We start from the raw sequence: 23802 nt of genomic DNA, 5'->3' as shown, positions 1-23802 counted from the left end.
ACGGATGTTTTTATCCGTAGAAAAAAGCGCCAAATCAAGAGCGCTGATCAAAAAAAATGGCGGTACCACTTACCTTTGGGAGCAAACCGAATGAAACGTACATGCACCAGCCTGATACTCGCAGGCGCCTTGTTGGTCGCAGGCCAAGCGATGGCCGATGACCTGTTCCAATGGCAGAACAATAGTCTGACCTACCTGTACGGCAAGGATTTCCAGGTCAACCCGCGCATCCAGCAGACCGTGACCTTCGAACACGCCGATGCCTGGAAATACGGCGACAACTTCTTCTTCCTCGACCGGATCTTCTACAACGGCCAGGATGACAGCCAATCCGGCCCGAACACCTACTACGGTGAGTTCAGCCCACGCCTGTCGTTCGGCAAGATCTTCGACCAGAAGCTGGAACTGGGTCCGATCAAGGATGTGCTGCTGGCCATGACGTATGAATTCGGCGAAGGCGACAACGAGTCCTACCTGATCGGCCCGGGTTTCGACCTGGCGATTCCCGGCTTCGACTACTTCCAGCTGAACTTCTACAACCGCCAGACCGAAGGTCCACGCGCCGGCGACAACGTCTGGCAGATCACCCCGACCTGGGCCTACACCATCCCCATGGGCTCATCCGACCTCCTGATCGACGGTTTCATCGACTGGGTGGTGGACAATGACACCAACTCCAAGGGCACCTACCACGCCAACCTGCACATCAACCCGCAGATCAAATATGACCTGGGCAAGGCGTTGAAGCTCGGTGCCAAGCAGTTGTATGTGGGCGTGGAGTACGACTACTGGAAGAACAAGTACGGGATCGAAGACAGCGACGGGTTCAAGACCAACCAGAGCAATACCAGCTTCTTGCTCAAGTACCATTTCTGATCCGACCCAGTCTCAGGCCCGCCACAGATCCTTGTGGGAGCGGGCTTGCTCGCGAAGACGACTGAACATTCAATATCAGTGCAAGCTGATCCACCGCTTTCGCGAGCAAGCCCGTTCCCACAGGGGCTCGAGATGGACTCATCCCTGAGCCAACCCCAAAAACCGACTCAACGCCTCACGCTGCGCCAGTGCATCCTGGCGTCCCAGCTCGATCAGTTCGCTGCAATAGCCCGACTCGAACAACAGATAACTCAGCACCCCCGCGCCGCTGGTCTTGGTCGCGCCCGGCCCGCGCAAGAATAACCGCAGCGCACGGGGCAGTTCCTGCCGATGGCGGGCGGCGATTTCATCAATGGGCTGGCTGGGCGAAATTACCAGCACGTCCACCGGAGCCGCGCCGAGGGCGTGGGCCGGCACGTCGGCGGGCAGCAGGTGACTGAACCCGTTCAGGCGCTCAAGCAACTCGATGTCGCTTTCCAGGCTGTCAATGAACGTGCTGTTGAGCATATGGCCGCCGATCTGCGCCAGGGTCGGTTGCAGGCCGGTGTAGCTGCGCTCGGCGGGATCCTGACCACCCGCGCCACGGGGATTGCCGCTGACGCCGATCACCAGCACCCGATTGGCCCCCAGGTGCAAGGCCGGGCTGATGGGCGCCGATTGCCGTACCGCGCCGTCACCGAAGTATTGCGGGCCGATCCTGACCGGCGCGAACAACAAGGGAATCGCCGAGCTGGCCAGCAGGTGCTCCACCGATAACTGCGTCGGCACCCCAATACGTCGATGTCGCAGCCAGGCATCGATGGTCCCGCGCCCTTGGTAGAAGGTGACGGCCTGGCCGGATTCATAACCGAACGCCGTCACTGCCACGGCGCGCAGTTGCTGCTCGACGATGGCCTGCTCGATACCCGAGGCGTGGAATTGGGCCTGGAGCAGTTCGCGCAACGGCGAACTGTCGATCAGCGCCACGGGCAACTTGGCCCCCAGGCCCAACAGGCTGTGGGTAATGAAACGCGTCGCCTGGGCGATCACGCCTCGCCAGTCGCTGCGCATGACCTGATGGCTGCGCACCGCTTGCCAGAACGCCGTCAGCCGCTCGATGGCGGTCTTGAAGTCCATCGCCCCGCTCGCCAGGCTGACGGCGTTGATTGCCCCGGCCGACGTACCGACGATCACCGGGAACGGGTTGTCCGCACCGTCTGGCAACAATTCGGCGATGGCCGCCAGCACGCCTACTTGATACGCCGCTCGAGCCCCACCGCCGGAAAGAATCAAACCTGTAACCGGTTCAGCTGGGGTCATCGCAATGCTCCGTGCTCAAGGTGCTGAAAATGGCGGATATTGGCTCAACCGCGTTTGTCGTACAGCTTCGGCTCGCCCGGTGGACGGCTCTTGAAGCGCCGGTGGGCCCAGAGGTATTGCTCAGGACAATCACTCACCGACTGCTCGACCCACTGGTTGATTCGGATGCAATCGGCTTCCTCGGTCTCGCCCGGAAAATCCGTCAGCGGGGCCTGGATCACCAGGCGATAACCGCTGCCGTCGGCCAGGCGTTCCTGGATGAAGGGCACCACCAGCGCCTTGCCCAAGCGGGCGAACTTGCTGGTGGCGGTGACCGTCGCGGCCTGGATGCCGAACAGCGGCACGAACACGCTCTGCTTGGGGCCGTAATCCTGGTCCGGCGCATACCAGATCGCCCGCCCGGCGCGCAGCAGCTTGAGCATGCCGCGCACGTCGTCACGCTCCACGGCCAGGGAGTCGAGGTTGTGCCGCTCGCGGCCGCGGCGCTGGATGTAGTCGAACAGCGGGTTCTTGTGCTCGCGGTACATGCCATCGATGGTGTGCTGCTGGCCGAGCAACGCCGCGCCGATTTCCAGGGTGGTGAAATGCAGCGCCATCAGGATCACGCCCTTGCCCTCGCGCTGGGCCTGCTTGAGATGCTCCAGCCCTTCGACATGGGCCAGTTTCGCCAAACGCGAACGCGACCACCACCAGCTCATGGCCATTTCGAAAAAAGCGATGCCGGTGGAGGCAAAGTTTTCCTTGAGCAGACGCTTGCGCTCGACGGCGGACTTTTGCGGGAAACACAGTTCCAGATTGCGCCGGGCGATGCGCCGTCGGTCGCCGGCTACTCGATACATCAGCGCGCCCAGTGCGCGACCGACCCGCAGCAACAACGGATAAGGCAATTGAACGATCAGCCACAGCAGGCCCAGGCCGCACCACAGCAGCCAGAAACGCGGATGAAAAAATGCAGCTCGAAAACGCGGGCGATCCATTACAGCTTCCATTAAGACATGGGCCGCGCATTCTACATTGTTCGACCCGGGTTGCGGCTGGCGGACGATCTCGTTATAAGTCTCGGCACTTTTAGTGACAAGCCGTTGTACGCCGACCATGAGCCAAACCGAACCGCTAGACCAAGATCCCGTGTTCCAGTTGAAGGGCAGCATGCTCGCCATTACGGTGCTGGAGCTGGCCCGCAACGACCTGGAAGGCCTTGACCGGCAGTTGGCGGCCAAAGTCGCCCAGGCGCCGAACTTCTTCAGCAATGCACCGCTGGTGCTGGCCCTGGACAAGCTGCCGGCCGGCGAAGGCGCGGTGGACCTGCCAGGCCTGATGCGCGTTTGCCGCCAGCACGGCCTGCGCACCCTGGCGATCCGCGCCAGCCGCATCGAAGACATCGCCGCGGCCATCGCCGTGGACATTCCGGTGCTGCCGCCGTCCGGCGCCCGGGAGCGCGTGCTGGAACTGAGCCCGGTCGAAGCCAGGAAAGTCCCGGAAAAACCACCAGAGCCCACCATCAAGCCGACGCGCGTGATCACCTCGCCAGTACGCGGCGGGCAGCAGATCTATGCCCAGGGTGGCGATCTGGTCGTGGTGTCCTCGGTCAGCCCGGGCGCGGAACTTCTGGCCGATGGCAACATCCATGTATACGGCCCGATGCGCGGCCGCGCGCTGGCCGGCGTCAAGGGGGATACGAAAGCCAGGATCTTCTGTCAGCAATTGAGCGCTGAACTGGTCTCCATCGCCGGGCAGTACAAGGTCTCCGAGGATTTGCGCCGCGATCCGTTGTGGGGGGCGGGCGTTCAGATCAGCCTGTCGGGCGACGTGTTGAACATCATTCGGCTTTAACGGATACTGCCGCATTTTCCAAGCATCTCTAAAACGAGCGAAAACGGCTTAAACGACGTAGGAAAAAGGATCAGGCAGTGTTTACCGGAGGTAGACCCCGTCCGACATCCGATTCCAGCCAAGCCTGTCCAATTGCAGCCGTTTTCCAGAGATGTTTTTCAGGGGCTGAAAAAGTCCTTTTTCCTTAGGGGTGAAACACCTTGGCCAAGATTCTCGTGGTTACATCCGGCAAGGGTGGTGTGGGTAAGACCACCACCAGCGCCGCTATCGGTACCGGTCTCGCTCTGCGCGGCCACAAGACAGTCATCGTCGACTTCGACGTCGGCCTGCGTAACCTGGACCTGATCATGGGTTGCGAGCGTCGCGTGGTCTATGACTTCGTCAACGTCGTCAACGGTGAAGCGAACCTGCAACAAGCCCTGATCAAGGACAAGCGCCTTGAGAACCTCTACGTGCTGGCCGCCAGCCAGACCCGCGACAAAGACGCGCTGACCCAGGAAGGCGTGGAAAAAGTCCTGATGCAACTCAAGGAAGACTTCGAGTTCGTGGTCTGCGACTCCCCGGCCGGTATCGAGAAAGGTGCCCACCTGGCCATGTACTTCGCCGATGAGGCGATTGTCGTGACCAACCCGGAAGTGTCGTCGGTCCGCGACTCCGACCGCATGCTGGGCCTGCTGGCAAGCAAATCCCGCCGCGCCGAAAAGGGCGAAGAGCCGATCAAGGAACACCTGCTGCTGACTCGCTATAACCCACAACGGGTCAGCGACGGCGAAATGCTCGGCGTCGAAGACGTCAAGGAAATCCTCGCGGTCACCCTGCTGGGCGTCATTCCCGAATCCCAAGCGGTACTCAAGGCCTCCAACTCCGGCGTGCCGGTGATTCTCGACGACCAGAGCGACGCCGGCCAGGCATATAGCGATGCCGTCGATCGCCTGCTGGGCAAAACCGTAGCGCATCGATTCCTCGATGTAACGAAGAAGGGTTTCTTCGAGCGCCTGTTTGGAGGTAGGTAATGAACCTTTTTGACTTCTTTCGTGCCAACAAAAAGCCCAGTACCGCCTCGGTCGCGAAAGAGCGTCTACAGATCATCGTGGCGCACGAACGCGGCCAACGCAGCACCCCTGACTACCTGCCGGCCTTGCAGAAGGAACTGGTGGAAGTGATCCGCAAATACGTCAACATCGGTAGCGATGACGTGCACGTGGCACTGGAAAGCCAGGGCAGTTGCTCGATCCTGGAACTCAACATCACCCTGCCGGATCGCTGATCGCGCCGGCGGGAGCCACGGCGGCTCGGGTCCTTCTCCTCCCATTCGTGGGCTTGAGAAGGGCCCGCGCCGCCGTTGGCGTTTGTAACGAGACTGTTTTCAATGCCCCTGTCCAACATCCGCATCATTCATCAGGACGCCGCTGTCCTGGTGGTCGACAAGCCGACCCTGTTGCTCTCCGTGCCCGGCCGGGCCGACGACAACAAGGACTGCCTGATCACCCGCCTGCAGGAAAACGGCTATCCGGAAGCCCGAATCGTGCACCGACTGGACTGGGAAACCTCCGGCATCATCCTGTTGGCCCGCGACCCGGACACTCATCGCGAACTGTCCCGGCAATTTCATGATCGCGAAACCGAAAAAGCCTACACGGCGTTGTGCTGGGGCCAACCGGAACTGGAGAGCGGCAGCATCGACCTGCCCTTGCGCTACGACCCGCCGACCAAACCCCGGCATGTGGTGGACCATGAGCACGGCAAACACGCCCTGACCTTCTGGCGCGTACTGGAACGTTGCGGCGATTGGTGCCGGGTCGAACTCACGCCGATTACCGGGCGCTCGCACCAGTTGCGCGTGCACATGCTGTCCATCGGTCATCCGCTGCTGGGCGACGGACTCTACGCCCACCCGCAGGCCCTCGCTGCCTGGCCACGCCTGTGCCTGCACGCCAGCATGCTGAGCTTCACTCATCCGCAAAGCGGCGAGCGCCTGCGCTTCGAGTGCCCGGCACCGTTCTAAGAGACACCACCGATCCCTGTGGTGAGGGGATTTATCCCCGCTGGGCCGCGAAGCGGCCCTAAAGACTGACACCTCGGAAAGTCTGCTTGGGTTGCTGCTGTTGGGGCTGCTGCGCAGCCCAGCGGGAGCAAGCTCCCTCGCCACAGGCCCACTCCGAGTCACTCACATATCCACGCCGCACCCTCCCCAGCGACCACCAATACGGTAAACTGCCGCCCATTGCTGTCTGGAGTTTCTTATGCGCGCAGAGTTGAACCAGGGCCTGATCGACTTTCTCAAGGCCTCCCCTACCCCGTTCCATGCCACCGCCAGCCTTGCCAAGCGCCTGGAAGCGGCTGGCTATCAGCGTCTTGACGAACGCGAGACCTGGGCCACCGAGGCCAACGGTCGCTATTACGTCACGCGCAACGACTCCTCGATCATCGCCTTCAAGCTCGGCCGCAACTCACCGTTGCACGATGGCATCCGCCTGGTCGGTGCCCACACCGACAGCCCCTGCCTGCGGGTCAAACCGCAGCCGGAACTGCAACGCCACGGGTTCTGGCAACTGGGCGTGGAAGTCTACGGCGGCGCGTTGCTGGCGCCGTGGTTCGACCGCGACCTGTCACTGGCCGGGCGCGTGACTTTCCGCCGTGATGGCAAGGTTGAAAGCCAGTTGATCGACTTCAAGGCGCCGATCGCTACGATTCCGAACCTGGCCATCCACCTCAATCGCGAAGCCAACCAGGGTTGGGCCATCAACCCGCAGAATGAACTGCCGCCGATCCTTGCCCAGTTCGCCGGGGACGAGCGCGTCGATTTCCGTGCCGTGCTCACCGATCAACTGGCCCGCGAACACGGCCTGAACGCCGACGTGGTACTCGATTACGAGTTGAGTTTCTACGACACACAAAGCGCTGCGGTCATTGGCCTGCACGGCGATTTCATCGCCGGTGCGCGCCTGGACAACCTGCTGTCGTGCTACGCCGGCCTGCAAGCGTTGCTGAACGCCGATACCGAAGAAACCTGCGTGCTGGTATGCAACGATCACGAGGAGGTCGGTTCGTGCTCGGCCTGTGGTGCCGACGGCCCGATGCTGGAGCAAACCCTGCGTCGCCTGCTGCCTGAAGGTGAAGAGTTCGTCCGCACCATTCAGAAATCCTTGCTGGTGTCGGCGGACAACGCCCACGGCGTGCATCCCAACTATGCCGACAAGCACGACGCCAACCACGGTCCCAAGCTCAACGCCGGCCCGGTGATCAAGGTCAACAGCAACCAGCGCTACGCCACCAACAGCGAAACCGCCGGGTTCTTCCGCCACCTGTGCATGGCTGAAGAAGTGCCGGTGCAGAGCTTCGTAGTGCGCAGCGACATGGGCTGCGGTTCGACCATCGGCCCGATCACCGCCAGCCAACTGGGCGTGCGCACCGTGGACATCGGTCTACCGACCTTCGCCATGCATTCGATCCGCGAACTGTGCGGCAGCCATGACCTGGCGCATCTGGTGAAGGTACTGAGCGCGTTTTATGCCTGTCGTGAGTTGCCATAACCGCTAAACCTATTTGGACCGGAGACATGCAGGCTCTTGTGGCGAGGGGATTTATCCCCGCTGGACTGCGAAGCAGTCCCAGAATTCACCAACCACCGCGATTATCCGGTAGGCGTAGGGGGTTGCTGCGCAACCCAGCGGGGATAAATCCCCTCGCCACAAGAGTGTTCACCTCGGGATCGCGGGGGATGTGACCCACATCATCACATCCTGGGAAAACCCCAACTAGACTGACCTTATCCCCCCCGACAAGGCTGTCTCCATGGTTTCCATATCTTCGTTCAACGCCATGCTGGTGCCCATCATTGCCGGCATGATCCTGCTGGCCATCGGCTTCAACTTCCGTGACAAGAGCGTCGGGGTCTTTGCCATGTGGATCGGCATGTTGCTGATCCTCGCCACGGTGGTGATCAAGATCCTGAGCAAGCTCAACGAGTCGCTCTGAGCCTGCCTCAGGCTGCGGGCGATTGTTCCGGTACCGGTTGCTCCGGCACATCCACGCCGACATGGATAGCATCGTGTCGCCAGAATTCCAGGTCGCAATCGATCAGCCGCTGGTGCTGGTCATAGTTGACCCGTGCGATGCGAAGCCCGGGGCTGCCCACCGAAACCTTCAACGCCGCTGCCGCTTCCGGCTGTAACGAGGTGGGCACGATTTCAAACTTCACCCGGCCGTAGTGCAGGTCGTAATGGCGGGCGTACAGTTCGGTGATGGATTGGTTGAGGTCGAACCCCAGGATGTCCGGAAAATACTGCGGGTTCAGGTAGTGCTCGACGTACAGCACCAGCCGCTCGTCGATACGCCGCACGCGGCAGATCTGGATCACGCTGGACAACGCCGGCAGTTGCAACCAGGCACATACCGCCGCCGAGGCCGGTTGCAGGCGCGCCGAGATCACTTGGGTAGAAGGCACACGCCCTTGGGCTGCGACCATGGCGTGGAAATGGCTGCGTTGCATCAGGTTGTAGGCCAGGCGCGGCGGCGAAACGAACCAGCCCCGGCGCTCCTCCCGATAAATCTGCCCCTGGGCTTCGAGCTGCAACAACGCCTCACGCACGGTAATCCGCGTGGTCCCGAACAACTCACTGAGCTTGCGCTCGGCCGGCAATTTGCTGCCGGGCGCCAGCAACCCGTGGTCGAGCTGCTCTTGCAGGACCTGTCCGATGGCTGTCACCGCTTTGGTTGCATCGATGCGCATCAACGTTACCTATCTGGACTAGACCAGCACTGTTTCGGGGCAAGATCGACTGTCCATCGATCCGCTTCTTGGTCCAGCAAGCCTAGGCACTGCACATGACTGGCAGATGACAGAGCCGCCGAACGGTCGTTTTGCAAGCGTGCAAATTAACGGCCAAGTCCTTTCAGATCAGCTGTTTAACCATGGTCTACGCTTAATTCGCAGCCAACCTCCACGAGCCGGGCATTTCCTGAAGCCTCCACCACCGACATCAAAATGTCACAGGGCTCGCCTACATTGGCTCAGGTATTGCTGACCTAGACCAACACAACCGCAATCGCAGCGTTGAAAACGCCCATAGGAGCTTCGGATGAAACAGCTTTTCCTGGCATCACTGTTAGGCTCGACCATTGCCATGTGCACCGCCGCCATGGCCGCTGACACCGATCTGAAAACATTGGAAGCCGCTGCGAAAGCGGAAGGCGCCGTGAACAGCGTCGGCATGCCCGATGACTGGGCAAACTGGAAAGGCACCTGGGACGACCTGGCCAAGGTCTACGGCCTGAAACACATCGACACCGACATGAGTTCGGCCCAGGAAATCGCCAAGTTCGCCGCCGAGAAAGACAACGCCAGCGCCGACATCGGCGACGTCGGTGCAGCGTTCGGCCCGATCGCGGTCAAGCAGGGCGTAGTGCAACCCTACAAGCCAAGCACCTGGGAACAAGTACCTGCCTGGGCCAAGGACAAGGACGGCAACTGGGCATTGGCCTACACCGGTACCATCGCGTTCATCGTCAACAAGAAGCTGCTGCACGGTTCCGAAGTGCCGACCAAATGGGCTGACCTGAAAACCGGTAAGTACAAAGTCTCCATTGGTGACGTGAGCACCGCGGCCCAGGCGGCCAACGGCGTGCTGGCTGCCGCCCTGGCCAACGGCGGCGACGAGAAAAACCTGCAACCGGCGCTGTTGATGTTCGCCGAGATCGCCAAGCAAGGGCGCCTGTCCATGGCCAACCCGACCATCGCCACGATGGAGAAAGGTGAAGTCGAAGTCGGTGTGGTCTGGGACTTCAACGGCCTGAGCTACAAGGCCAAGATGGCCAACCCGGATGACTACGTCGTGCTGATTCCGTCCGACGGCTCGGTCATCTCCGGCTACACCACCATCATCAACAAATACGCCAAGCACCCGAACGCCGCCAAGCTGGCTCGCGAGTACATCTTCAGCGACGCCGGCCAGATCAACCTGGCCAAGGGCAACGCCCGGCCCATCCGCGCCGAGCACCTGACACTGCCGGAAGAGGTCAAGGCCAAGCTGCTGCCGAATGAGCAGTACAAAGGCGTGACGCCGATCAAGGATGCCGATGCGTGGGAAAAAACCTCCAAGGCTCTGCCGCAGAAATGGCAGGAAGAAGTGATCATCAATATGCAGTGAGGCGCTAGCTCTCGCTCGGATATCCAATGGAAATCCAATTGTGGGAGTGAGCAATCTCGCTCCCACATTGGACCTGCGGTGAATCCGAGTTTTCTGGTTCCCATCCGGAGTCTTGGTATCCATGAAGCACAACGTCATCCTGGTGGTGCTCGACGGCCTCAACCATGAGGTCGCCCGGCATGCCATGGGGCATTTGCAGGCTTACGTCGGCGCAGGACGCGCGGCCCTCTACAAACTGGAATGTGAGTTGCCCGCCCTGTCCCGCCCGCTCTATGAATGCATCCTCACTGGCGTCGTGCCCATCGACAGCGGGATCGTGCACAACAACGTCTCGCGCCTGTCGAATCAGCGCAGCATTTTCCACTACGCCACCCAGGCCGGCTTGAGTACGGCGGCCGCGGCGTATCACTGGGTCAGCGAGCTCTACAACGTCTCACCCTTCGTGGCCGGTCGAGATCGTCATACCGACAACCCCGATTTGCCGATCCAGTACGGGCATTTCTATTGGAATGACCACTACCCCGATTCCCATCTGTTCGCCGACGCCGAACACCTGCGCCAGCGCTACTTGCCGAACTTCCTGCTGGTGCACCCGATGAACATCGACGACGCCGGCCACAAGCACGGCCTCGACACCCCGCAATACCGCAACAGCGCCCGCTCGGCCGACATCAACCTGGCGGTCTACCTGCAAGGCTGGCTCGACGCCGGTTACCAGGTGCTGGTGACGTCCGACCACGGCATGAACAACGATCGCTCCCATAACGGTCTGTTGGCCGAAGAACGGGAAGTGCCGCTGTTTGTCCTGGGTGACGGCTTCAGTCTCGATCCCGCGGCCGCGCCCCGGCAGACCGAACTGTGCGGCACCATTTGCCAATTGCTCGGCGTCGACCACGACAAACCCTATTGCCAGGAGTTACTCAAGTGAACGCCATGACGCGCGGCAAATGGCTGGCAGCGTTGTGCCTGGTGCCCTTCGCGATTTTCTTCATCGTGTTCCAGATCGCCCCGCTGCTGTGGGTGCTGGTCAACAGCCTGGAATCGGAAGAGTTCGGCTGGGGCCTGGCCAACTTCAGCAAGATCTTCAGTTCCAAGTTCTACCTGCAAGCGATCCAGCACAGCCTGGAGATCAGCTTCTGGTCCAGTGTGTTCGGCATCGTCATCGCCGTACTCGGCAGCTACTCCCTGCGCCGGGTGGATTCGCGGTTGCGCAACTTCGTCAACGCGTTCGCCAACATGACCAGCAACTTCGCTGGCGTGCCCCTGGCCTTCGCCTTCATCATTTTGCTCGGGTTCAACGGCAGCATCACGATCATGCTCAAACAGGCGGGGATCATCGAGGATTTCAACCTGTATTCGAAAACCGGGCTGATCATTCTCTACACCTACTTCCAGATTCCCCTGGGTGTGCTGCTGCTCTATCCGGCCTTCGACGCCCTGCGCGAAGACTGGCGCGAATCCGCCGAACTGCTGGGGGCCAGCGGTTGGCAGTTCTGGCGGCACATCGGCTTGCCGGTGCTGACCCCGGCGCTGCTGGGCACCTTCGTGATCCTGCTGGCCAACGCCCTCGGCGCCTATGCCACGGTCTATGCGCTGACCACCGGCAACTTCAACGTGCTGCCAATTCGCATCGCCGCCATGGTTTCCGGCGACATTTCCCTCGACCCGAACCTGGCCAGCGCCCTGGCCGTGGTGTTGGTGGCGTTGATGACCGTCGTGACCATCGTCCACCAGTTGCTGCTCAAGAGGAGCTACCATGTCTCGCGCTGAACCGGGCTCCGCCGGGCTCTATCATCGGGCGGTGGTGTACCTGCTGTTCGCCATCCTGCTGCTGCCCCTGGCGGGCACGCTCGTCTACTCCATCGCCAGCAGTTGGTCGGCCACCGTGCTGCCCAGCGGCTTCACGTTAAAATGGTATGTGCAGTTGTGGAGCGATCCGCGCTTTCTCCACGCCTTCGGCCAATCGCTGTTGGTCTGCGTCGGTGCGCTGGTGCTCTCGGTGGTGTTGATCCTGCCGTTGCTGTTCGTAGTGCATTACCACTTCCCCAGGCTCGACGCGCTGATGAACATCCTCATCCTGCTGCCCTTCGCGGTGCCGCCGGTGGTGTCGTCGGTGGGGCTGTTGCAACTCTATGGCTCCGGACCGCTGGCGATGGTCGGCACGCCGTGGATCCTGATCGGCTGCTACTTCACCGTCGCCCTGCCGTTCATGTACCGGGCGATCACCAACAACCTGCAAGCCATCAACCTGCGCGACCTGATGGACGCCGCCCAACTGCTCGGCGCCAGCACCTTTCAGGCCGCGTTCCTGGTCGTACTGCCGAACCTGCGCAAGGGCTTGATGGTGGCGTTGCTGCTGTCCTTCTCGTTCCTGTTCGGCGAATTCGTGTTTGCCAACATCCTCGTCGGCACGCGCTATGAAACCCTGCAGGTCTACCTGAACAACATGCGCAACAGCAGCGGCCACTTCACCAGTGCCCTGGTGATTTCCTACTTCTTCTTCGTACTGGTCCTGACCTGGGCGGCCAACATCTTGAACAAGGACAAAAGCCAATGAGCTACGTCAGCGTCCAACACCTGCAAAAAAGCTACGCCGGCACGCCGGTGTTCAGCGACATCAATTGCGAGATCAGCAAAGGCGAGTTCGTCACCCTCCTCGGCCCTTCCGGTTGCGGCAAGTCCACACTGCTGCGCTGCATTGCCGGCCTGACCGCAGTGGATGCTGGCCAGATCATCCTGGACGGGCAAGACATCGTCCCGTTGAGCCCGCAGAAACGCGGCATCGGCATGGTCTTCCAGAGCTACGCCTTGTTCCCCAACATGACCGTGGAACAGAACGTCGCCTTCGGCCTGCGCATGCAAAAAGTCGACGCCTCGGACAGCCACAAGCGTGTGCTGGAGATCCTGCGCCTGGTGGAGCTGCATGATTTTGCCGGCCGCTATCCCCATCAACTCTCCGGCGGCCAATGCCAGCGCGTCGCCCTCGCCCGCTCCCTGGTGACCCGGCCGCGCCTGTTGCTGCTGGACGAGCCGCTGTCGGCCCTGGATGCGCGGATTCGCAAACACCTGCGCGAACAGATCCGTCAGATCCAGCGCGAACTGGGCCTGACCACGATCTTCGTCACACACGACCAGGAAGAAGCCCTGACGATGTCTGATCGGATTTTCCTGATGAACCAGGGAAAGATCGTACAAAGCGGCGATGCCGAAACCCTTTACACTGCGCCGGTCGACGTCTTTGCCGCCGGGTTCATCGGCAACTACAACCTGCTGGACGCCGACAGTGCCAGCCGGCTGCTGCAACGCCCGGTGAACGGCCGCATCGCCATTCGCCCGGAAGCCATCGAGCTGAGTCGCGGTGGCGAAGCCGATGCGCTGATCCGCAGCCACAGCCTGTTGGGCAACGTGATTCGCTACCGGGTCGAGGCCCGTGGCGTGGAACTGGTGGTGGATGTACTCAATCGCTCGGCCGCCGACCTGCACCCCGATGGCGCACGGTTGTCACTTTCCATCGATCCGTCGGCGCTGTGTGAGGTAGCCTGATGGCTTTATCGATTTTGAAGTTGATCTTGAAGAGGAAAACGCGCTGATGGCCCTGGCAATTTTTGATCTGGACGAAACCCTGATCCACGGCGACTGCGCCACCCTCTGGAGCGAACAGATGGGACGCCTGGGCTGGGTCGATCCCGAGTCGTTCATGCAACGCAACAACGCGCTGATGGACGCCTACAGCCACGGCAAACTGAGCATGGAAGAGTACATGGACTTCAGCCTGGAACCGATGATCGGCCGCACACCGGAAGAAATCGAACACTTGGTAGGGCCTTGGGTGGAAGACTTCATCGAACCGATCATCTTCAGCGACGCCACCAAGACCATCGCCGAACACCGCAAGGCCGGCGACCGGATCCTGGTGATCTCGGCTTCGGGCACGCACCTGGTCAAGCCGATTGCCGAACGCCTGGGCATCGACGAGATCCTGGCGATCAACCTTGAAGTGGCCCATGGCGTCTACAGCGGCAAGACCGTAGGCACCCTGACCTACCGCGAAGGCAAGATCGCGCGGTTGCTGGACTGGCTGGATGCCGAGGAAGAAAACCTGGAGGGCGCCAGTTTCTATTCCGACTCGCGCAATGACCTGCCGTTGTTGCTGCGGGTGGATTTCCCCCACGTGGTCAACCCGGATCCCGTGCTGAAGGCCCATGCCGAATCGGCCGGGTGGCCAATCCATACCTGGAAATGAACACTGAACAGCCCCAGGAAGAATACCCAGGCTTGTGTGGCGAGGGAGCTTGCTCCCGCTCGGCTGCGAAGCAGTCATAAAAACGGTTGACGCGATCTGCCTGGGCAATTGCGTCGTCTCGATTGGGGCGGCTACGCCACCCAGCGGGAGCAAGCTCCCTCGCCACGGGGCACGAGTGCGTCGGTAAGTTCCTGGCAATAAGGCACACTCGCTCCCACAGGTTCAGCCCAGCAGCAACCACAGGCTCCAGCCGAGCAACAACACACCGCAGACACGGCTGAACCAGAGTCCCTGCGGCAGGTTTTTCTCCAGCAAAATAAAGGCACCGATCACTGCCACCCAGAGCAGGTTCATCACGCCGACCACGAACAGCAGGCCCATCAGGGCCCAGCAGCAGCCCAGGCAGTAAGCGCCATGGGCCAGCCCCATGCGCCAGCCCCCGAGCACGTCGGGGCGCCAGTAGCTGAGCAGAAAATGCAGCGGCCCGCGACAATGCTCAAGGCAGGCCGCCTTGCCTGGCAGCCACTGATAGACGCCTGCGACCAACAGCAGGCCGGCGCCCAGCGCGGTACTGGTGCTACGCATCCCCGGACTGAGCAGGGCGAGCTGCTCGAGCGCCCATTGCAGCGCCGTGGCGCCCAGGGCGAAACCGGCCCAGACCAAAACATAGGCGCTGCCGAACAGCAGCAGGGCCAGGTGTCGCCGCGGTGCCGGCATGCGCTTGCGCAGCATCTGCTGGTAGATCAACAGCATGGGCAAGGTGCTGGGCAGCATCATGCCGACCATCATCACCACCCACATGGCGAACATCAGCAGCGCATCGGCCACGCCCCAAGGCATGAGCATGCCGCCCATTGCCGCATCAGCCATGCCGCCCGGCGCACTCATGTCGCGAGCCACCTCCAGCAACATCAGCCAGGCCAGGGCAGTCAGCGCGAGCAGGCAGAGCAGGAGCAGTAACTGCTCGCCTGTCAGTCGCTTGCTCGGCGTCGCCGCCTGAGGTTCTGCCATTACGGCTCTATGCCATGGCCGGTGAAGTGCACGTGGGCGAGGTGGCTATGACTGCCCTGGGATTGTAGTTTGAGGGCTGAATGCGTCTGGTAGCTGCCGCTGGCCACTTCGGCCTCACGGAACTCGAAGCCGTTGGGCAGGGACAGGCGGGCTCGATGAGGTGAACCGTCGATCGGGCTGCGGATCGGCTCGCCGCTGGCCTGCAGCACGCCTGGAATGTCCAGGTGCGCCAAGCGCTGATCGACATCGATGGAAAGAGTGATGGGCACGAACAGCGGTTCGAACGCTTCACTCATGGTGCTGCTGAACACCTGAAACACGTTGGCCCCAGGGTCGCTCTCCAAGCCAGAAAGAATGGTCAACAGGGCCTGGCGTTGCGCCTCATCGGCGCGTTCATCGATGAACACCTGGCAACTGCCGTTGCCCTCATGGATGGCACCCGGCCAAGCGAAGGTGGCGGCCCAGCACAAACCGTCCAGCGTGACCTGATTGAAATATCCGTGTTCCACTCGCATCGACGCCACCGCCTGGCAGTGACCATGGGTCGGTGGTGCATTGAATTGACAGGGGCAGCCCCAATTGCAGTTGCAGGCAATGAATTCGACGCCCTGCATGCGCCATTCGGCGATGGCCATGATCAACCTCTTCACCTGGCGGGTGAAATGAAAGCTGCGGTTACCCCATCCCCCATTAGTTAACGCTAGCAGGGCCCGCGCATCGGATACGGGCTGCCGACCGAAGGTCAGCTTGCCCGTGGTCGCCGGTCAAAGGTGAAAGCCACCGTCGATATCACCTTGTCGCTGCCACTGGCCGCACCTGCACTGTGCTGGTGAGTCTGCGAAACGGCAACAGGCACTAGAGCTAGAGCCCGCAATACACCTGCATCGCATTCAGGGCCGTATCATCCCCATTGCCCTGATCGGGTTCCACCTTGGTCCGAAACCCCCTCACTTTCTTTGCACCGAGGCCATCGAGGCAGCTATAGAATCCGGTCCATTCTCCCCATGCGGCTGGCGGGTCACCTATCAGGGTTTCCGACCCACAATTCATCTTGATATTGCCGGCGGCAGTATCGTCCTTCGAGCCCTTTTCCTTGTTCCGCCCCTGAAACCGCTCCACCTGAATGGCAAACGCTATGACGGGATGCTCACGACAAACGTAGTCCTTGCCCCAATTACCCCACTTTCCTTCAAGGCTTCGGATGTAAGTTGCCGTTCCGTTGACTCCGCTCTTGCATATAAGCTGGACCGCATTTAATGCACTATCGTCGCCACTGCCCTGATCGGGTTCACTTTTGAGTCGGAATCCCCAGACATATTGTCCCTGAGGGCAGTATGCAGCCGCGCCCCAATCTCCCCATGGCCCTTGTTCTGACGTGTCTGAAGGCACTTGTGCTTGGGCAGCTTCAACGAGTACCCATGAAAGTGCACAAACCAGCGCGTGTAGAACGACATGATCAGACATGCCAGTGCCCTACTTGAACTTGGAAAAGGCTTTTGCCAGATCCAGAATTGCTTTTTCGTCTTGCCTGTCCATGTCGCCGTCGCCATCAGCGTCGGTTTTGACATTGACGGTATCGTAGGGGCCGTTCTTTTTCGACGCAGAGACAAAAGTCGCGAACAGCAACTTCTTGCCCTTATAGATCTCCAGGACAACGTCGGGCGATCTGTTGTCGTCAACATATTCCTGGGTCATGCGGAGCTCTTTCGTAGCCATCACAGCACCTCTTCTGTCAGTGGACACTAAACAGAGAGACATCTATTACTCTCAAACCCACTCTAGAGTGACTTTCTTCGTGGTGTCTACTGTCAGACTTGACAGGGTGTATCCCTATCTAGCCCTTTGCAAATTCCAGCGAGCGCGGGAGCGAGCACTTACTACAGGACACTCAAATTCCTCTGTCGAGCAAGCTTGCTCGACAGAGGAACCGCAGCTGTACTGCTTGCGCGACTAGCTCAGACTCTCGTCGATCACCAACACCAACTTCCCTGACACCTGGTTGGTCGCCAACTCCGCAAACGCCGCTTCGGCATCCTTGATCGCGAAGGTCTTGGCCAGTTGCGGGCTCAGGCGCTTGTCGGCAAACAGCGGCCACACCTGTTGGCCCAGCTCGCTGATCAGGTCGGCCTTGAACTGCTCGTCACGGCTGCGCAAGGTCGAACCGAGCAATTGGATACGCTTGCCCAGCACCTGTGCCAGATCGAGTTCGGTCGAGCGCCCCCCCATCAGGCCGATCAACACCCAGCGGCCGTCAACTGACAAAAGTTTCACGTTGAGTTTGGCGTAGCTGCCGCCCACCGGATCGAGAATCACGTCGAACGGACCGAGATCGTTCAAACTCTCCAGGCCATCGGTGCGTACCACGCCACCCTGGGCGCCCAGGGCCTCGCAATAGGCCAGCCGCTCGGTCGAACCGACACTGACCCAGCATGGGTTGCCGAACGCCTTGCACAGCTGGATCGCGGCCGAGCCGACGCCGCTGGCCCCAGCGTGCAACAGTACTTTTTCACCCGGCTTGAGCGCCGCCAGCTGGAACAGGTTCAGCCACGCAGTGCCGTAGACCTCCGGCAGCGCGGCCGCCTCAGTCAATGACAGGCCCTCCGGCACCGGCAATACATGCCGGCCATCGACCACCACCTCCTCGGCCATCCCACCGCCGGCCAGCAACGCGCAAACGCGGTCGCCCACCTGCCAGGACGAGCCCGGCCCGACCTCGCTGATCACCCCGGCGCACTCCAGCCCCAACACCTGGCTGGCGCCGGGCGGCGGCGGGTAAAGTCCGGCTTTTTGCAGCAAATCGGCCCGATTCAGGCCGGCGGCTGCCACACGAATACGAACTTGCCCGACATCACACGCCGGGCTCGGCTCATCTGCCCATACCACTTGGCCTTCAACGCCTTGCAATGCTTTCACGGTGCCTCCATAGTGAGTCTCGACTGGGCCCGCTGCTTCAACGCCGGGCTTTCTTGCATTATGCGCCCGGGCCACATGGAACCGGCGACTTCAAAGACGGCCTAATATGCGTTATCAATTGTCCCTGCGTCGAATCAGCATGAAGCATCTGTTCCCCAGTACCGCCCTCGCGCTAGTCATTGGCCTCGGCCTGTTACCGCTGTCGAACGATACGTTCGCAGCCAACAGCTGGGACAAGCTTCAGCCCGATCGTGACGAGGTGATTGCCAGCCTTAACGTGGTCGAGTTGCTCAAGCGCCATCACTACAGCAAGCCGCCACTCGATGATGCGCGCTCGATCATCATCTACGACAGCTACCTGAAGCTGCTCGATCCGTCGCGCAGTTACTTCCTGGCCAGCGACATCGCTGAATTCGACAAATGGAAGACCCAGTTCGACGACTTCCTCAAGAGCGGCGACCTGAACGCCGGGTTCACCATCTACAAGCGCTACCTGGACCGCGTGAAGGCGCGTCTGGACTACGCCCTGGCCGAGCTGAACAAAGGCGTCGACAAAATCGATTTCAATACCAAGGAAACCTTGCTGGTCGACCGCAAGGACGCCCCCTGGCTCAAAAGCACAGCCGAACTCGATGACCTGTGGCGCAAGCGCGTCAAGGACGAAGTGCTGCGCATGAAGATCGCCGGCAAGGATTCCAAGCAGATCCAGGAAACCCTGGCCAAGCGCTACAAGAACCAATTGGCTCGCCTGGACCAGACTCGCGCCGAAGACGTTTTCCAGGCGTACATCAACACCTTCGCCATGTCCTACGACCCGCACACCAATTATCTGTCGCCGGATAACGCGGAAAACTTCGACATCAACATGAGCCTGTCCCTGGAAGGCATCGGTGCGGTGCTGCAGAGCGACAACGACCAGGTGAAAATCGTGCGCCTGGTCCCGGCGGGCCCGGCGGACAAGACCAAACAGGTCAGCCCGGCGGACAAGATCATCGGCGTCGCCCAAGGCAACAAGGAAATGGTCGACGTGGTCGGCTGGCGCCTGGACGAAGTGGTCAAGCTGATCCGTGGTCCGAAAGGCTCGGTGGTGCGCCTGGAAGTCATCCCGGCCAGCAATGCGCCGAACGACCAGACCAGCAAGATCGTGTCCATCACCCGTGAAGCGGTGAAGCTGGAAGAACAGGCAGCGAAGAAATCGGTCCTCAACCTCAAGCAGGACGGCAAGGACTACAAGCTCGGCATCATCGAGATCCCGGCCTTCTATCTGGACTTCAAGGCCTTCCGCGCCGGGGATCCGGACTACAAGAGCACCACGCGCGACGTCAAGAAGCTGCTGACCGAGCTGCAGAAGGAAAAAGTCGACGGCGTGGTCATCGACTTGCGCAACAACGGCGGCGGCTCCCTGCAGGAAGCCACCGAGCTGACCAGCCTGTTCATCGACAAGGGCCCGACCGTGCTCGTGCGTAACGCCGATGGTCGAGTGGATGTGCTGGAAGACGAAAACCCCGGTGCGTTCTACAAGGGGCCAATGGCCTTGCTGGTCAATCGCCTGTCCGCTTCCGCCTCGGAGATTTTCGCCGGCGCCATGCAGGACTATCACCGTGCGCTGATCATCGGCGGCCAGACCTTCGGCAAAGGCACCGTGCAGACCATCCAGCCCCTCAACCATGGCGAACTGAAGCTGACCCTGGCGAAGTTCTACCGGGTTTCCGGCCAGAGCACCCAGCATCAGGGCGTACTGCCTGACATCGACTACCCGTCGATCATCGACACCAAGGAAATCGGCGAAAGCGCCCTGCCCGAAGCGATGCCGTGGGACACCATCCGCCCGGCGATCAAGCCGGCGGTGGATCCGTTCAAGCCGTTCCTGGCCCAGCTCAAGTCCGAGCATGACACCCGCACGGCCCAGGATGCAGAGTTTGTCTTCATCCGCGACAAGCTGGCCCTGGCGCAGAAGTTGATGATGGAGAAAACCGTCACCCTCAACGAAGCCGACCGTCGCGCGCAGCATGCCGACATCGAGGCCAAGCAACTGACCATGGAAAACCTGCGTCGCAAGGCCAAGGGCGAAGAACCGCTCAAAGAACTGAAGAAAGAGGACGAAGACCTGATCACCGAGCCGGAGAAAACCAAGCCGGAAGACGATGCCTACCTGAGCGAGACCGGGCGGATCCTGCTGGATTACCTGAAACTCAACACAGCGATCGCCAAGCACTAGGATGATGGCCATTTAATGGTGATGCTCGTCTGAGTGTCATCAAACTGACATCAGTCTGTCGTGAAATACAGGACTGGGTGCCACGCACCCGGTCCTTTTTTTATCGCCAGAGATTGCCATGACCACGACAGAACAGCTGAGTGCCTTGAGTTCGATCCTGGCTCAAAGCGGTTTGCACAGCCTGTTCCAACCGATCATCTGCCTTTCCGAACGGCGCATCGTGGGTTATGAAGCCTTGACCCGCGGCCCCTCCAACAGCCCGTTGCACTCCCCCATCGCGCTACTCTCCGTGGCGCGCCAGGCCGGCCGCCTCAGCGAACTAGAGTTGGCCTGCCGCCGCAGCGCCTGCCAGCGCTTCAATGAGCAAAAGCTCCCGGGCAAGCTGTTTCTCAACGTCTCGCCCGAGTCGCTGCTGGAGTCCGCGCACCAGACCGGGCGCACCCTGCAACTGCTGCAGGACCTCGGCATTGCCCCCAGCCAAGTCGTGATCGAACTGACTGAACAAACCCCTATCGATGACTTCCAGCTCCTGCAAACCGCGCTGCATCATTATCGTGCGATGGGTTTCTCGATTGCCCTGGACGACCTGGGCGCCGGCTATTCGAGCCTGCGGCTGTGGTCTGAATTGCGACCCGATTATGTGAAGATCGACCGGCATTTCATCGACGGCATCCACCAGGACGCCCTCAAGCGCGAGTTCGTGGGCTCGATCCTGAAAATCGCCCGGGCCTCCCGCGCCCAGGTGATTGCCGAGGGAATCGAACTGCCGGAAGAATTGGCGGTGCTGATCGAAATGGGCGTCGACCTGGTCCAGGGCTATCTGCTGGCCCGGCCTCAGGAACAACCGTCACGCGATGCCAGGGCGCTGATGCCCAAGCAGGACAGCGGCGTGGCGGCGTTGAGCGATGAGGTCAACGACCTCGGTGCGCTACTCAACGAACAACCGGCAGTGGCCCACAACACGCCGACAGCCACCGTGCTGGAAGCCTTTCGTCGCCAGGCCAACCTCAACTCCCTGGCGGTGCTGGATGATCAAGGGCAGCCCTGCGGCATCGTTCATCGCCATTCGCTCTCGGATGCCTTGCTCAAACCCTTCGCCACCGACCTGTTCGCCCGCAAACCCATCAGCCGCTTGATGAGCGACGACTTTCTCGCAGTGGAGTTGAACCAGTCGTTGCAACAAGTCAGCCGCCTGATCACCAGCCGCGCCCGACAACGCATCGAAGAGGACTTCATCATCACCCTCAACGGCAGCTACATGGGCCTGGGCCGGGTGATCGATGTGCTCAAGCTCATCACTGAACTGAAAATCCAACAGGCCCGCTACGCTAACCCACTGACGCTGCTACCGGGCAACGTACCGATCCAGCAATGCCTCACGCGCCTGCTGCAGCAGCGGCAGGAGTCGGTGATCTGCTACGTGGACATCGACAGTTTCAAACCCTTCAACGACATCTACGGCTACGGTCGCGGCGACGAAGTCCTGCTGTGCCTGGCCCAATGCCTGAACGAACGTATCGACCCCAGCCGCGACTTCGTCGGTCATATCGGCGGCGACGACTTCCTGCTGGTCCTCGGCCCGGAAGACTGGCGCAGACGCCTGGACCAGCTACTCAGCGACTTCCAGACCCACTGCCGTCGCTTCTACCGCCCCGAACACCTGGAGGTTGGATGCTTTACAGCGTTGAACCGACAGGGCGTTCGACAGGAGTTCGCGTTGTTGTCGCTGTCGATTGGCGTGGTGCACCTGCGCGCCGAGGCCTGTGAGGAATTGGACGCCAGCCAGTTGGCGGAACTGGCTTCCCAGGCCAAGCATCATGCCAAGGAGATTTTGGGAGGGAGTGTGTATTTGGTGGAGGGTTTGGCGGAGCGGGAGTCTGGGGTAACGTTGGGTTTGTCGGTGTAAGCGGATTCCCCACTCACCACAGCCCGAACGCCTGTGGCGAGGGAGCTTGCTCCCGCTGGGCTGCGTAGCAGCCCCCCTCTTCTGACCAACGCCACGGTGTATCTGGCTGACCGAGTTAGTTGTTTTTAGGGCTGCTGCGCAACCCAGCGGGAGCAAGCTCCCTCGCCACGAAAAGCGGTTTGGTGGTGCAGCAGGGGGCCGCTCTGCGTTCCGCTTCTGAAGGTGACGCAGAGCGTCACGGGATGCATTCCCACGCGGAGCGTGGGGACGATCAAGTGTCAGGAAGATTGAGTTCGCCGCTTTAGGCGGATTCTCTATTCACCACAGCCCAAACGCCTGGCGCTAACCCTGTGGCGAGGGAGCTTGCTCCCGCTGGGCTGCGTAGCAGCCCCCCTCTTCTGACCAACGCCACGGTGTATCTGGCTGACCGAGTTAGTTGTTTTTAGGGCCGCTTCGCAGCCCAGCGGGAGCAAGCTCCCTCGCCACAAAAGCGGTTCGAAAAATCAGAGCTAATACCAACCAACGCCTATGTTGCAGGGTTGCCCTGCAACATAGAATCTCCCACATTGGGGCTTCAATGTTCATGAACAAGAGAACGAAGGCCTCAGTTTCAGCGATCAACTCTAGAACTCAGCCTACGGGCAATATGACTTAACCATTCCTCGCCCGTGTCCCATGCTATCCAGTAGCTGTAATAACAACTCAGCTCCCTCAATAAATAAGCCCTCAATTCCGACTCATCTTTCCTCCGTTCAATTAGGTCGTTGAGTTCTTGTTGAATAGCCCTCAAATCATCAACATCAGACTCTGCCAGGAAGGCGTCGAGGACTTCCTCAGCCGTTCCATGCTCATCAGGCCAATCCTGGTGAAAATAAGCCCCAAAAAAATCATGTAATTCAGGAAATTCTGTACTCATACTTCCGGGAATCCTGTTAGCACAAAGTACCCCAAGGGTCTTCGTTCGTCTTTTTTCAAGACCAATAAAATTTTTGATGCCGGCAGATAGTCGGTACGGCCATTTAGCAAGCTGATCCCCACGGGATGGGTAAAAGTATGATTAATAGTCGTCTTATCTTTCTTACTAGCTAAGAATTTTTCAATTTTCTTTTCATTCGCCGCCAATGCCCTTGCTGCCGTCAACTCAGCAGTAGGCCGGTCAGGGAACGTGGAGGCCGCTGGGATATGTGGCTCCGCCTCTAGCCTTTGGGCTAGCTGTGCATCTGTTCTACCAATATGTTTTTCAATCAAATGTCCTCCTTGAGCCTCATGCGCAGCCAACCCTCCCCCCGGCACAATCTCGCTGAACGGCCCATCAGCCTCGATATCACCCGGGCACTTGCACGCCAACCCCAAC

At 60.4% G+C, this 23802-nt stretch carries 25 protein-coding genes; 15 read left to right on the top strand and 10 right to left on the bottom strand.

The genetic code is table 11. The features are described from left to right. Positions 1-90 precede the first annotated feature (90 nt). Positions 91-876, top strand: a complete 786-nt coding sequence (locus BLU76_RS23205; RefSeq protein WP_063324808.1) for an outer membrane protein OmpK — start codon at positions 91-93, stop codon at positions 874-876. 138 nt (positions 877-1014) lie between these two features. On the opposite strand, the gene BLU76_RS23195 is transcribed toward BLU76_RS23205, so the two are convergent. Both BLU76_RS23195 and BLU76_RS23190 read right to left on the bottom strand, forming a co-directional pair. After that, a complete protein-coding gene (locus BLU76_RS23195; RefSeq protein WP_092147736.1) occupies positions 1015-2175 on the bottom strand; it encodes a patatin-like phospholipase family protein in 1161 nt (386 codons plus the stop codon). 44 nt (positions 2176-2219) lie between these two features. Then, entirely contained in the window at positions 2220-3152 is a 933-nt protein-coding gene (locus BLU76_RS23190; protein WP_092147733.1) for a lipid A biosynthesis lauroyl acyltransferase, read from the bottom strand. A 118-nt stretch (positions 3153-3270) separates the two neighbouring features. Here BLU76_RS23190 and minC point away from each other — a divergent pair, with 118 nt between their 5' ends. The 6 genes from minC to BLU76_RS23160 all read left to right on the top strand — a co-directional run bounded on the left by minC (position 3271) and on the right by BLU76_RS23160 (position 7986). After that, positions 3271-4008 carry a septum site-determining protein MinC gene (gene minC / locus BLU76_RS23185; RefSeq protein WP_063324805.1) on the top strand — a complete coding sequence of 246 codons (738 nt, stop codon included), beginning with the start codon at positions 3271-3273 and terminating at the stop codon, positions 4006-4008. Between the two features lie 200 nt (positions 4009-4208). Next, positions 4209-5021, top strand: a complete 813-nt coding sequence (gene minD / locus BLU76_RS23180) for a septum site-determining protein MinD (protein ID WP_058542331.1) — start codon at positions 4209-4211, stop codon at positions 5019-5021. After that, the gene (gene minE / locus BLU76_RS23175; RefSeq protein WP_003179111.1) at positions 5021-5275 is read left to right on the top strand and encodes a cell division topological specificity factor MinE; all 255 of its coding nucleotides are present in this window, start codon (positions 5021-5023) and stop codon (positions 5273-5275) included. The genes minD and minE overlap by 1 nt, the downstream gene beginning before the upstream one ends. 102 nt (positions 5276-5377) lie before the next feature. Beyond that, positions 5378-6013, top strand: a complete 636-nt coding sequence (locus BLU76_RS23170) for an RluA family pseudouridine synthase (protein ID WP_092224652.1) — start codon at positions 5378-5380, stop codon at positions 6011-6013. A gap of 238 nt (positions 6014-6251) precedes the next feature. Then, positions 6252-7541, top strand: a complete 1290-nt coding sequence (locus tag BLU76_RS23165; protein ID WP_092224650.1) for a M18 family aminopeptidase — start codon at positions 6252-6254, stop codon at positions 7539-7541. A 262-nt stretch (positions 7542-7803) separates the two neighbouring features. Further along, on the top strand, positions 7804-7986 hold the full coding sequence (locus BLU76_RS23160) for a hypothetical protein (protein WP_063324804.1): 183 nt from the start codon (positions 7804-7806) through the stop codon (positions 7984-7986). Between the two features lie 7 nt (positions 7987-7993). Here the strand turns inward: BLU76_RS23160 and BLU76_RS23155 are convergent, their stop codons facing one another. Further along, on the bottom strand, positions 7994-8740 hold the full coding sequence (locus BLU76_RS23155) for a UTRA domain-containing protein (RefSeq protein ID WP_063324803.1): 747 nt from the start codon (positions 8738-8740) through the stop codon (positions 7994-7996). A gap of 349 nt (positions 8741-9089) precedes the next feature. Here BLU76_RS23155 and BLU76_RS23150 point away from each other — a divergent pair, with 349 nt between their 5' ends. The 6 genes from BLU76_RS23150 to BLU76_RS23125 all read left to right on the top strand — a co-directional run bounded on the left by BLU76_RS23150 (position 9090) and on the right by BLU76_RS23125 (position 14400). After that, positions 9090-10157, top strand: coding sequence for an ABC transporter substrate-binding protein (locus tag BLU76_RS23150; protein ID WP_063324802.1), 1068 nt, complete (start codon positions 9090-9092; stop codon positions 10155-10157). 121 nt (positions 10158-10278) lie between these two features. Continuing rightward, positions 10279-11085, top strand: a complete 807-nt coding sequence (locus tag BLU76_RS23145) for an alkaline phosphatase family protein (RefSeq protein ID WP_063324801.1) — start codon at positions 10279-10281, stop codon at positions 11083-11085. Between the two features lie 5 nt (positions 11086-11090). Further along, positions 11091-11927, top strand: a complete 837-nt coding sequence (locus BLU76_RS23140) for an ABC transporter permease (protein WP_161951765.1) — start codon at positions 11091-11093, stop codon at positions 11925-11927. Continuing rightward, complete coding sequence (locus BLU76_RS23135; RefSeq protein ID WP_092147730.1) at positions 11914-12714, top strand: ABC transporter permease; 801 nt, start codon at positions 11914-11916, stop codon at positions 12712-12714. Before BLU76_RS23140 ends, BLU76_RS23135 begins: the two co-directional genes overlap by 14 nt. Continuing rightward, on the top strand, positions 12711-13700 hold the full coding sequence (locus tag BLU76_RS23130; protein ID WP_092224648.1) for an ABC transporter ATP-binding protein: 990 nt from the start codon (positions 12711-12713) through the stop codon (positions 13698-13700). The genes BLU76_RS23135 and BLU76_RS23130 overlap by 4 nt, the downstream gene beginning before the upstream one ends. A gap of 46 nt (positions 13701-13746) precedes the next feature. Beyond that, a complete protein-coding gene (locus BLU76_RS23125) occupies positions 13747-14400 on the top strand; it encodes an HAD family hydrolase (protein WP_063324797.1) in 654 nt (217 codons plus the stop codon). 222 nt (positions 14401-14622) lie between these two features. Here BLU76_RS23125 and BLU76_RS23120 read toward each other — a convergent pair whose 3' ends face one another. The 5 genes from BLU76_RS23120 to BLU76_RS23100 form a co-directional block, all read right to left on the bottom strand. After that, a complete protein-coding gene (locus BLU76_RS23120) occupies positions 14623-15411 on the bottom strand; it encodes a DUF2182 domain-containing protein (protein WP_092224646.1) in 789 nt (262 codons plus the stop codon). Further along, positions 15411-16046 (bottom strand): DUF1326 domain-containing protein, encoded by a 636-nt coding sequence (locus BLU76_RS23115; RefSeq protein ID WP_092224644.1) that lies wholly within the window; start codon positions 16044-16046, stop codon positions 15411-15413. The genes BLU76_RS23120 and BLU76_RS23115 overlap by 1 nt, the downstream gene beginning before the upstream one ends. Positions 16047-16272: 226 nt before the next feature. Beyond that, complete coding sequence (locus BLU76_RS23110) at positions 16273-16875, bottom strand: hypothetical protein (protein ID WP_092224642.1); 603 nt, start codon at positions 16873-16875, stop codon at positions 16273-16275. Between the two features lie 9 nt (positions 16876-16884). Next, positions 16885-17106, bottom strand: a complete 222-nt coding sequence (locus tag BLU76_RS23105) for a hypothetical protein (protein ID WP_092224639.1) — start codon at positions 17104-17106, stop codon at positions 16885-16887. 255 nt (positions 17107-17361) lie between these two features. Continuing rightward, complete coding sequence (locus BLU76_RS23100; protein ID WP_063324792.1) at positions 17362-18324, bottom strand: zinc-binding dehydrogenase; 963 nt, start codon at positions 18322-18324, stop codon at positions 17362-17364. A 139-nt stretch (positions 18325-18463) separates the two neighbouring features. Between BLU76_RS23100 and BLU76_RS23095 the strand changes: the two genes are divergently transcribed. After that, the gene (locus tag BLU76_RS23095; protein ID WP_170867320.1) at positions 18464-20542 is read left to right on the top strand and encodes a carboxy terminal-processing peptidase; all 2079 of its coding nucleotides are present in this window, start codon (positions 18464-18466) and stop codon (positions 20540-20542) included. Between the two features lie 118 nt (positions 20543-20660). After that, a complete protein-coding gene (locus BLU76_RS23090; RefSeq protein WP_092147712.1) occupies positions 20661-22448 on the top strand; it encodes a bifunctional diguanylate cyclase/phosphodiesterase in 1788 nt (595 codons plus the stop codon). Positions 22449-23058: 610 nt separating this feature from the next. Here the strand turns inward: BLU76_RS23090 and BLU76_RS23085 are convergent. Together BLU76_RS23085 and BLU76_RS23080 are read right to left on the bottom strand one after the other, a co-directional pair. Further along, positions 23059-23364, bottom strand: a complete 306-nt coding sequence (locus BLU76_RS23085; protein WP_092224635.1) for a contact-dependent growth inhibition system immunity protein — start codon at positions 23362-23364, stop codon at positions 23059-23061. After that, positions 23361-23802: RNase A-like domain-containing protein (locus tag BLU76_RS23080; protein WP_305882127.1), on the bottom strand; the 442-nt coding region annotated here is incomplete at its 5' end. The genes BLU76_RS23085 and BLU76_RS23080, both read right to left, overlap by 4 nt.

The organism is Pseudomonas sp. NFACC08-1 (assembly GCF_900106735.1).
In the GTDB taxonomy this organism is placed as follows: Bacteria; Pseudomonadota; Gammaproteobacteria; order Pseudomonadales; family Pseudomonadaceae; genus Aquipseudomonas; species Aquipseudomonas fluorescens_Q.
This window is presented reverse-complemented; position numbering and strand designations above follow the sequence as displayed.

What these genes read in the sequence shown, in the direction of transcription:
- BLU76_RS23205 (WP_063324808.1), top strand. Translation starts at nt 91, where the DNA reads ATGAAACGTACATGCACCAGCCTGATACTCGCAGGCGCCTTGTTGGTC.
- BLU76_RS23195 (WP_092147736.1), bottom strand. Translation starts at nt 2,175, where the DNA reads ATGACCCCAGCTGAACCGGTTACAGGTTTGATTCTTTCCGGCGGTGGG.
- BLU76_RS23190 (WP_092147733.1), bottom strand. Translation starts at nt 3,152, where the DNA reads ATGGATCGCCCGCGTTTTCGAGCTGCATTTTTTCATCCGCGTTTCTGG.
- minC (WP_063324805.1), top strand. Translation starts at nt 3,271, where the DNA reads ATGAGCCAAACCGAACCGCTAGACCAAGATCCCGTGTTCCAGTTGAAG.
- minE (WP_003179111.1), top strand. Translation starts at nt 5,021, where the DNA reads ATGAACCTTTTTGACTTCTTTCGTGCCAACAAAAAGCCCAGTACCGCC.
- BLU76_RS23170 (WP_092224652.1), top strand. Translation starts at nt 5,378, where the DNA reads ATGCCCCTGTCCAACATCCGCATCATTCATCAGGACGCCGCTGTCCTG.
- BLU76_RS23165 (WP_092224650.1), top strand. Translation starts at nt 6,252, where the DNA reads ATGCGCGCAGAGTTGAACCAGGGCCTGATCGACTTTCTCAAGGCCTCC.
- BLU76_RS23160 (WP_063324804.1), top strand. Translation starts at nt 7,804, where the DNA reads ATGGTTTCCATATCTTCGTTCAACGCCATGCTGGTGCCCATCATTGCC.
- BLU76_RS23155 (WP_063324803.1), bottom strand. Translation starts at nt 8,740, where the DNA reads ATGCGCATCGATGCAACCAAAGCGGTGACAGCCATCGGACAGGTCCTG.
- BLU76_RS23150 (WP_063324802.1), top strand. Translation starts at nt 9,090, where the DNA reads ATGAAACAGCTTTTCCTGGCATCACTGTTAGGCTCGACCATTGCCATG.
- BLU76_RS23145 (WP_063324801.1), top strand. Translation starts at nt 10,279, where the DNA reads ATGAAGCACAACGTCATCCTGGTGGTGCTCGACGGCCTCAACCATGAG.
- BLU76_RS23140 (WP_161951765.1), top strand. Translation starts at nt 11,091, where the DNA reads ATGACGCGCGGCAAATGGCTGGCAGCGTTGTGCCTGGTGCCCTTCGCG.
- BLU76_RS23135 (WP_092147730.1), top strand. Translation starts at nt 11,914, where the DNA reads ATGTCTCGCGCTGAACCGGGCTCCGCCGGGCTCTATCATCGGGCGGTG.
- BLU76_RS23130 (WP_092224648.1), top strand. Translation starts at nt 12,711, where the DNA reads ATGAGCTACGTCAGCGTCCAACACCTGCAAAAAAGCTACGCCGGCACG.
- BLU76_RS23125 (WP_063324797.1), top strand. Translation starts at nt 13,747, where the DNA reads ATGGCCCTGGCAATTTTTGATCTGGACGAAACCCTGATCCACGGCGAC.
- BLU76_RS23120 (WP_092224646.1), bottom strand. Translation starts at nt 15,411, where the DNA reads ATGGCAGAACCTCAGGCGGCGACGCCGAGCAAGCGACTGACAGGCGAG.
- BLU76_RS23115 (WP_092224644.1), bottom strand. Translation starts at nt 16,046, where the DNA reads ATGGCCATCGCCGAATGGCGCATGCAGGGCGTCGAATTCATTGCCTGC.
- BLU76_RS23110 (WP_092224642.1), bottom strand. Translation starts at nt 16,875, where the DNA reads ATGTCTGATCATGTCGTTCTACACGCGCTGGTTTGTGCACTTTCATGG.
- BLU76_RS23105 (WP_092224639.1), bottom strand. Translation starts at nt 17,106, where the DNA reads ATGACCCAGGAATATGTTGACGACAACAGATCGCCCGACGTTGTCCTG.
- BLU76_RS23095 (WP_170867320.1), top strand. Translation starts at nt 18,464, where the DNA reads ATGAAGCATCTGTTCCCCAGTACCGCCCTCGCGCTAGTCATTGGCCTC.
- BLU76_RS23090 (WP_092147712.1), top strand. Translation starts at nt 20,661, where the DNA reads ATGACCACGACAGAACAGCTGAGTGCCTTGAGTTCGATCCTGGCTCAA.
- BLU76_RS23085 (WP_092224635.1), bottom strand. Translation starts at nt 23,364, where the DNA reads ATGAGTACAGAATTTCCTGAATTACATGATTTTTTTGGGGCTTATTTT.